Source organism: Alteromonas sp. 14N.309.X.WAT.G.H12, from assembly GCF_036697315.1.
In the GTDB taxonomy this organism is placed as follows: domain Bacteria; phylum Pseudomonadota; class Gammaproteobacteria; order Enterobacterales; family Alteromonadaceae; genus Alteromonas.
This window is the reverse complement of record NZ_JBAHZB010000133.1, coordinates 1-7,964: the sequence shown is the minus strand read 5'-3', so window position 1 is coordinate 7,964 and position 7,964 is coordinate 1. Positions and strand designations below refer to the sequence as shown.

Genomic DNA, 7,964 nt, shown 5'->3' with positions numbered 1-7,964 from the left:
TCATGTTCATCTGCCTATCCTTAACTCTCTATAGAGTAAATTGAGATAGGCAGTTACACAAAATTAGTTACAGTCTCCTTTAGTTTCTACCACTTTTTTGATATTTACCTTATATCTATTATTGATAGTGGCATTTTGAATTTTCGGTATGGCCTCATCTGACACTCTCCCGGAAAAGGACTCATCAGTGTCCAAAGATTCGATTTCATAACGCTTTGTGCGGATATTCAACCCAATTAGATTCGCGTTAATTTCTATTGATTCAGACATTTCAATATCTATTTTATCTACAATTGTGAATGCTTTATCAAGCCTTTCAGCTGATGAGACCATTGAGTGCACATTTACGGACTATTAGAGATGAACATTTTCACCAGCGCCTATACCTAAAATAAGTATCATAAATATCTTCCCTTGCTATACAACACCACCATTTGCTCGCAATATCTGCCCATTGACCCAGTGGCTATCGGCACTGGCCAAAAAGGAAACCACAGAAGCTATATCAGCAGGTGTTCCTAGTCTTTCTAATGGGTTCATATTTGCCATACGCGCAATTAATTCGTCAGACTTACCTTTTAAAAATAGCTCTGTCGCGGTTGGCCCCGGAGCAATAGCATTAACTGTGATTTGTTTGCCTCTCATTTCTTTAGCTAAGATCCCAGTCAACGTTTCAACAGCAGCTTTCGTTGCGGCATAAACGCCGTAATTTTCTAGCTTGAGCCCGACTACTGAGGTGGAAAAATTAATGATTTTGCCGCCAAACTTTAGTCTATTAGATGCTTCTCGAAGTGTATTAATCGTCCCCTTTAAATTAACGTCAATTAATTGATCAACATGCTGCTCATTACTATCCGCGATAGCCTTGAGCTCCATGATGCCAGCATTATTAACCAATACGTTCACACTTCCCATTGAGGATTCAATAAAATCAAAGAGATTAGTAACTGCGGAGGCATCGGATACGTTAGCTTGAAACGCTTGTGCCGTCCCGCCCGACAATTTAATTTCATTAACTACATTTTCAGCAGCCTGCTTATTGCCCGCGTAATTAATGACCACTGCGAAACCGTCTTTAGCAAGACGTTTGGCAACTTCGGCACCAATCCCTCTTGATGCACCTGTAACTAAAGCTATTTTGGTTAAGTTAGACATATAGAACCCTTTCTTGTGGATAGACTTTAAAGAGATATAAAACTATCACTTCATACCATTCGGATAATTAACTAATATTCAATATCAGTATCCGAAAAAAAAGGAATAATCATGGACAGAATAGACGCAATGAAAGTTTTTAATAGAGTGTTCGAGAGACGAAGCTTTGCCGCTGCGGCTGAGGATTTAAACCTCCCTAGCTCTACTGTTTCTGATGTAATTAAAAAGCTAGAAGCTAAGGTAGGTGTCGTTTTACTAGAACGAACAACCCGTCAGGTAACTCCAACTATTGATGGAGAAGCTTTCTACAAAAGATGTCTATCTATTATTCAAGATGTAGAAGATGCGGAAAGTTTTTTATCAGGTGTGAACCCTAAAGGGGCATTACGAGTTGATGTTCACGGAACCTTGGCTCGACATTTTCTTGTCGATAAGCTACCTCAATTTCTTGGAGCTTACCCAGATATAGAACTGTTTTTGAGCGAAGGGGATAGAATATCGGACGTGATCAGAGAAGGGATAGATTGTGTGCTTCGGGTAGGGAAATTCCACTCCGACGAGCTCATAGCAAAACATATTGCTACCTTGCAGGAAGTCACGGTTGCTTCACCAAGTTACCTAAAAAAATTTGGCTTTCCTGCAAATTATAAAGAACTAAAGAATCATAAAATGGTTGGCTTTCGCGCAACTGGAAGCAGTAAGCCAATGCCATTAGAGTTCTGTATTGAAGGTGCAATTGAAACACTTGAAATCGACACATCACTTATCGTCAACTCAGCGGAAACTATGGTCATGTCAGCTCGTTGTGGCTTAGGAATTATTCAAGTTCCCAAATATCATGTTCAAAAAGATATCCGCGATGGATTGTTAATTCCTTTGCTGGAAGATACTCCGCCATCACCAACTCCAGTATCGCTGCTTTATCCGCGAAATAGGAAATATGCTTCACGCGTAAAAGTATTTATTGATTGGGTAGAAACAGCATTCAAACTATAGTTCGGTCTCTATTTCAATAGCTATAATGCCCCCAATCTCAACCAGTGCTGACCATCAAACCATACCTTATATCCACACGAATCAGAAATACCAGATTAACTGATCAGGCGCACCGGTTGGAACCCTATTAACCTTATTTGGCGCGGCAATGAAATGGGGGCATATCGGCAAAGGTTAACGTTGCCTCATTGCCTTTGCCCCGCAAGGTAATAGTATCATTGGAATAGATAAATCCAGATCCACTGGGTTGCTCGGTTAAGCGAATATCAGCATTGTTCCAGGTTAAAACCGCAAGGGGTTGTTGCTGATAAAACTGTACATGAAACGTCACATCGGCACTACAGGCAAAATCCACCTGAATGACTGCCTCTTCATTTGGTTTTGACGGTACCTCCTTTTCGCCATTACACCCGTTAAGTAGCGCTAATGCCGCCCCTAAAATCAAAACGTATTTCATAGCCTTTCCTAAATAAACCGTATCACAGCACTCGCCTCTGACGAGCAATGGCCGTTGTCTTCACAGGCACCGCGTTAACCCTATGACATAGCGGCCTGATACAACACATCCCACTCTGTATTTTCCACCGGCATAATGGACAAGCGATTGCCTTTTTTTACCAAGGGCAAGGTCGTAATGCCAGGCAAGGTCTTGATCACCGATAGGGGCAAAATGTGGGGGCATTTTTCAGCAAATGTCACGTCTACACAAAACCACCGCGGGTTCTCCACACTAGACTTTGGATCATAATAATGACTATCAGGATTAAATTGGGTGGGATCGGCATAGGCTTCTTGGGTGACAGTAGCAACACCGGCGATCCCCACCAGCTTACAACTGGAATGATAGATAAACACCTTGTCATTCAGTTTAACCTTATCCCGCAAAAAGTTTCGCGCTTGATAATTTCTCACCCCATCCCAGGGTTCAGTTTGGTTTGGCCGACTCGCCAAATCATCAATACCAAAGGTATTGGGTTCTGATTTAAATAACCAATAGCCCATTTTATATCCTCCTCGTTATGTCTGTAATGGTATCACAACCTGATTTACTGACACGGCAATGACACGCCTTTACACTTTGTTGACACGCAGAGGAACGCAGGTTGCTCTATAACTAATGCCAATAGGGCAAAAACGGGAGTTAATTATGGAAATTTCACAAGTTAATGGTTTTATGCAAACCAATGCAATGAATGGGGTGGCCAATGCACAATCACAACCGCCCCCACCACCGCCTAAACATGCGGATGAACTATCAGATTACATGGCTGATTCAGGTGATGATGAAGAAGTAAAAGCCTTTATGGACAGCATCATGGATATGGAATCTTCCGGTGAATTTGATGCCGAAGCTCTTGCCGCTACGGCACCTTCGTCTATGCAGTCTTTTGCCGCTGAAAACGGTATTAATTTAACCAACTTTTTCCAGCAAAAGCATGACCAACACGTTTCTAAAAGTGGCCAGCAAGCGAATATGCCACCGCCACCTCAGGGAAACAGTCAAACTCAGGCTTATTCTGCAACAGAACAGCTTGGTTCTGCCTCAGGGAGTTTGCTTGATAGACTCTCTTCCAGCGTTGGGATCAGTACCTCTGCTTAAATTTTTGCCAGTATCACTGGCAAGATTACGCAGACAACCGGCAAAAGCGTGCCTTTTAAAGCACGCTTTTTCTGTATTTAACTATCTTGTCCTTGACCGATACTGGTATAATCGCCACTTTATTTTGTTGTCGGTTGAATTTCATGCAAGCTACCATCAAGGCAGATCGCGGCCTTTTTTCCTATCCTAAATACTGGGCGCATTGCTATGGTGCGGCGCCGTTTTTGCCGATGTCCAAAGCCGAGATGGACGAACTGGGTTGGGACAGCTGTGATGTTATCCTTGTTACCGGCGATGCCTATGTGGATCACCCGAGTTTTGGGATGGCAGTTGTCGGCCGCGTGCTTGAAGCTCATGGCTTTCGGGTTGGTATTATTTCGCAGCCAGACTGGACCAGCAAAGACGACTTCATGAAACTGGGTCGCCCTAACCTGTATTTTGGTGTTACCGCCGGCAACATGGATTCCATGATCAACCGCTACACGGCAGATAAGAAGCTTCGCCATGATGACGCCTACACCCCCGACAACATAGGCGGCAAACGTCCGGATCGTGCGGTTACTGTCTATTCTCAGCGCTGCCGGGAAGCCTTTAAAGGTGTCCCTGTGATCATTGGCGGTATAGAAGCCAGTTTACGCCGCATTGCCCATTATGATTACTGGTCTGAAAAAGTACGCCGTTCGGTGCTGTTTGACAGTAAAGCGGACATGTTGTTTTTTGGTAATGCCGAACGTCCCTTGGTTGAAGTGACCCATCGCATGGCTGCCGGCGAAGCCATTGGCGATATTCGCGATGTACGGGGTACCGCCATTATTGTAAAAACCCCGTTGCCAGAATGGCAAGGTGTGGACTCAACGTCGTTAGATCGCCCCGGTAAGATTGATGCTATCCCCTCGCCTTATCAGGAGATCCCCGATTGCGACAAAGAAGCCGAGAACGCGACCACTGATGCGGCTCCTCAAGCTCAACCCATAGTTATACAGCCGGCTGAACGCAGAAAACCGTGGGAAAAGGTGTATGTAAAGCTGCCCGCTTATGAAGTAGTGCGGGATAACAAAACCCTGTATGCCCATACGTCCCGAATTTTACATCAGGAAACAAACCCGGGTTGTGCGCGGGCGCTGCTGCAACGTCATGGAGACAGACACATTTGGATCAATCCACCGGCTATGCCGTTGGAAACAGAAGAAATGGATGCGGTGTTTGATTTACCCTATCAACGGGTTCCCCACCCTGTCTATGGCGACGCAAAAATCCCAGCATACGAGATGATCCGCTTTTCCATTAACATTATGCGTGGGTGTTACGGCGGCTGTACCTTCTGTTCCATTACCGAGCATGAAGGCCGTATTATTCAAAGCCGCTCTGAAGACTCCATCATTCGTGAAATAGAACAAATACGAGACACCGTGCCAGGATTTACCGGCGTCATTTCCGATCTTGGCGGCCCCACCGCGAATATGTATCGTTTACGTTGCAAAAGCCCCAAGGCTGAAGCTACCTGTCGTCGCCCGTCCTGTGTGTATCCCAGTATTTGTGCCCATATGGACACGGATCACAAGCCCACTATCGATTTATATCGTCGTGCCCGTAACCTTCCCGGTATCAAGAAAGTCCTGATTGCCTCTGGAGTTCGCTATGATTTAGCCGTGGAAGATCCGGAATACGTCAAAGAGCTGGCATTGCATCACACCGGTGGCTATTTAAAAATTGCCCCCGAGCACACTGAAGACGGCCCATTAAGTAAAATGATGAAGCCGGGCATGGGCAGCTATTACCAGTTTAAAGAACTCTTCGACAAATATTCCCAAGAAGCAGGAAAGAAGCAGTATCTCATTCCTTATTTTATTGCATCTCATCCCGGTACTACTGACGAAGATATGCTGAGTTTAGCGATCTGGCTAAAAGAAAACCGTTTTAAACTGGATCAGGTGCAGAATTTTTATCCTTCACCCATGGCGACGGCCACCACCATGTACCATACCGAGGTCAATTCCTTGCGTAAGGTAACGAAAGCCAGTGAACATGTGCCCTCTGCCAAAGGGGAAATTCACCGTCGTTTACATAAAGCCATGTTGCGCTACCATGATCCTAAAAATTTCGCCCAGATACGTGAAGCGCTGGTCAAAATGGGACGTGAAGATTTGATTGGCCGCGGCCCTCAACACTTAGTGCCACCAGAATCGGCCAACGAAAAACGACAAAAAGTGCAAAAAGGTAGACGGGGCGAACGGGCGTTAACCAAACATACTGGCCTGCCACCTAAAGGCTTTAAAGAGCGCAAGGCAAAAAAAGGCCGAAATGGTCAACAACAACTGGGCAAGCAACCTCGCTAATCCACCACCAACAAATGGGCTAAATTGCAAAAAGGGGTAACTTATACCCCTTCTGCCTTAACCTGAATGCCATGATAAAAATGACGTTTTACCAGCGTTTGTCCCCGCCACATTGCCCAGAGCCCATAAACCATAAGCGGCACATTAAGCTGCAACGCGGCAAGATTGAGGCTCCCTTTACCGTGATAAAGGGTATAAACCACAACCAGCGTAAATACACATAGTCCTGAAAACTGTTGCCAGCGCGGTTTAATCATTGCCGGTAATGTCACAGCACTCACAATACAGGCTAACAGTAATACCCAAAACACCCCAACCAAGGGTAAGCTAGTTAACATATCCACAACAGCGGTTAACGCAAGGGCACCGATACTGCCCCACACCATCGCGGCCCATAAACGACACGCCATAGGTGGGTTCGCTTTTTTCGCCAGCCAGATTTCCATACCCGAAATACATAAAGCGGTTAGCATCATACCCAACACAAAATACAAGGTTTTACTCGGTACACCGGCAAAATCCCCAAAATGCAGCCTGTACATGGCATACACAGCTTGTTTACCCCAACTTCCATCGGCATAGCCTGCGGTACCTAAGTAGTTACCTTGGGTGTCAAAGCGATAGTTTTCTGAATAAATTAACTTGCCAGGAACCTTGGCAAATATCTCGATAAATTGATCCGACGTATTGGCTTCGTGAACAGTTAAAAATAATGGTTGGCTATCCGGTGCCAGTGTTTCCATCTGCGCCACCGCCTTTTCCACATTGGGCAATGCAATGGCCTGCTCAAGTACCGGATCTGGAGTAAAAATCTGTGCGCTAACCGCATCGCGATCCCCATCATAATACAGTTGCGCCACCACCGTTAAAAGTACGCCAGCCATCCCAAAATAGGCGCCGGTTACACCAATAATCAAATGAAAGGGCGTGGCCCATAAACCAAAACGGTTATGCAAATCGGTTTGATACTGCTGCCCGCTGCCCTTGCGCCGTAATTTAAATGCATCTTTAGTGATACGTTTGTGGGCAACAATCCCGGTGATCACCAACCCGCAAATGATTGCCCCTAAGATACTCACCAAAATCATTCCCCAACTGGCCGGTAGGTTCAAATAGAGGTGTAAGTCCACCAGCATTTTTGTAAACAGGACATTTTCTTGGGTGATCAAATTGCCATCCTTGTCAGCAAAATAGGCAATGTGATCATTTTCCACCACGAGGCGGGGAATTCCCGATGTGGGAAACACAACATAGTAATGGTCGGTTTCTTCAGGATGGGCAGACATAAACTGGCTCATTGCCCGCTCAACAGCAACAGAAGAGACCGTTTCCATTTCGGTAATTTCAGGCTGTTCCCAACGCTCAAACTCTTGATAGAACACCGCCAAGGTGCCAGACAGGCACACAAGGTATAACCCTACACTCAGGAACACCCCCATCCATGTATGGGCATTTAAAGCATTTTGTTTTGTCTCTTTTTTCACGCTATCACTTCCTAAAATGCCGGTAACAGAACAAGGCAAAGTGCACTTAGCCCAATGACAGAAAGATTTAACACAAGGGCTTTAGGTTTACTTTTAACGGCAAAATAATGATACAGCAGCCCGCCCCATACCAATGGAATAAGAATAATGCAGGTCGCTAATTGCTCTTGAATGGCAAAAGGTAACCGAAGACTTACCGTTAAACTTAGCAATACACTAGTGACCATTAACAGCAGTAAACTGACAACATAATTGCCAAGATGATAAGCCACACGGCGAGTCGTGATGGGAATAGCTCTAGGTTGCGGCGTCTGAGTCGCTGAACGTAGCAATACCTGATTGTTTAAAATAAATAACCACACAACTATCCCAGGCAAACAGGTAGCGTAAACT

General features: G+C 45.2%; 9 protein-coding genes. 3 read left to right on the top strand and 6 right to left on the bottom strand.

Features of this window, described 5'->3' with window-relative positions:
* Positions 1 to 63: 63 nt before the first annotated feature.
* Positions 64 to 333, bottom strand: coding sequence for a hypothetical protein (locus V5298_RS18655; RefSeq protein WP_332932939.1), 270 nt, complete (start codon positions 331 to 333; stop codon positions 64 to 66).
* A gap of 84 nt (positions 334 to 417) precedes the next feature.
* On the bottom strand, positions 418 to 1,155 hold the full coding sequence (locus V5298_RS18650; RefSeq protein WP_332932938.1) for an SDR family oxidoreductase: 738 nt from the start codon (positions 1,153 to 1,155) through the stop codon (positions 418 to 420).
* Between the two features lie 111 nt (positions 1,156 to 1,266).
* Between V5298_RS18650 and V5298_RS18645 the strand changes: the two genes are divergently transcribed.
* Positions 1,267 to 2,151: a LysR family transcriptional regulator gene (locus V5298_RS18645; protein WP_332932937.1), complete on the top strand. Its 885-nt coding sequence runs from the start codon at positions 1,267 to 1,269 to the stop codon at positions 2,149 to 2,151.
* A 133-nt stretch (positions 2,152 to 2,284) separates the two neighbouring features.
* On the opposite strand, the gene V5298_RS18640 is transcribed toward V5298_RS18645, so the two are convergent.
* Positions 2,285 to 2,608, bottom strand: a complete 324-nt coding sequence (locus tag V5298_RS18640) for an MliC family protein (RefSeq protein ID WP_332932936.1) — start codon at positions 2,606 to 2,608, stop codon at positions 2,285 to 2,287.
* An 80-nt stretch (positions 2,609 to 2,688) separates the two neighbouring features.
* The gene (locus V5298_RS18635; RefSeq protein WP_332932935.1) at positions 2,689 to 3,153 is read right to left on the bottom strand and encodes an EVE domain-containing protein; all 465 of its coding nucleotides are present in this window, start codon (positions 3,151 to 3,153) and stop codon (positions 2,689 to 2,691) included.
* A 145-nt stretch (positions 3,154 to 3,298) separates the two neighbouring features.
* Here V5298_RS18635 and V5298_RS18630 point away from each other — a divergent pair, with 145 nt between their 5' ends.
* Together V5298_RS18630 and V5298_RS18625 are read left to right on the top strand one after the other, a co-directional pair.
* The gene (locus V5298_RS18630; protein ID WP_332932934.1) at positions 3,299 to 3,751 is read left to right on the top strand and encodes a hypothetical protein; all 453 of its coding nucleotides are present in this window, start codon (positions 3,299 to 3,301) and stop codon (positions 3,749 to 3,751) included.
* 143 nt (positions 3,752 to 3,894) lie between these two features.
* On the top strand, positions 3,895 to 6,087 hold the full coding sequence (locus V5298_RS18625; protein WP_332932933.1) for a YgiQ family radical SAM protein: 2,193 nt from the start codon (positions 3,895 to 3,897) through the stop codon (positions 6,085 to 6,087).
* 41 nt (positions 6,088 to 6,128) lie between these two features.
* Here V5298_RS18625 and V5298_RS18620 read toward each other — a convergent pair whose 3' ends face one another.
* The gene (locus V5298_RS18620; protein ID WP_332932932.1) at positions 6,129 to 7,571 is read right to left on the bottom strand and encodes a PepSY-associated TM helix domain-containing protein; all 1,443 of its coding nucleotides are present in this window, start codon (positions 7,569 to 7,571) and stop codon (positions 6,129 to 6,131) included.
* Between the two features lie 11 nt (positions 7,572 to 7,582).
* A partial coding sequence (locus tag V5298_RS18615) for a hypothetical protein (protein WP_332932931.1) occupies positions 7,583 to 7,964 on the bottom strand: 382 nt, incomplete at its 5' end.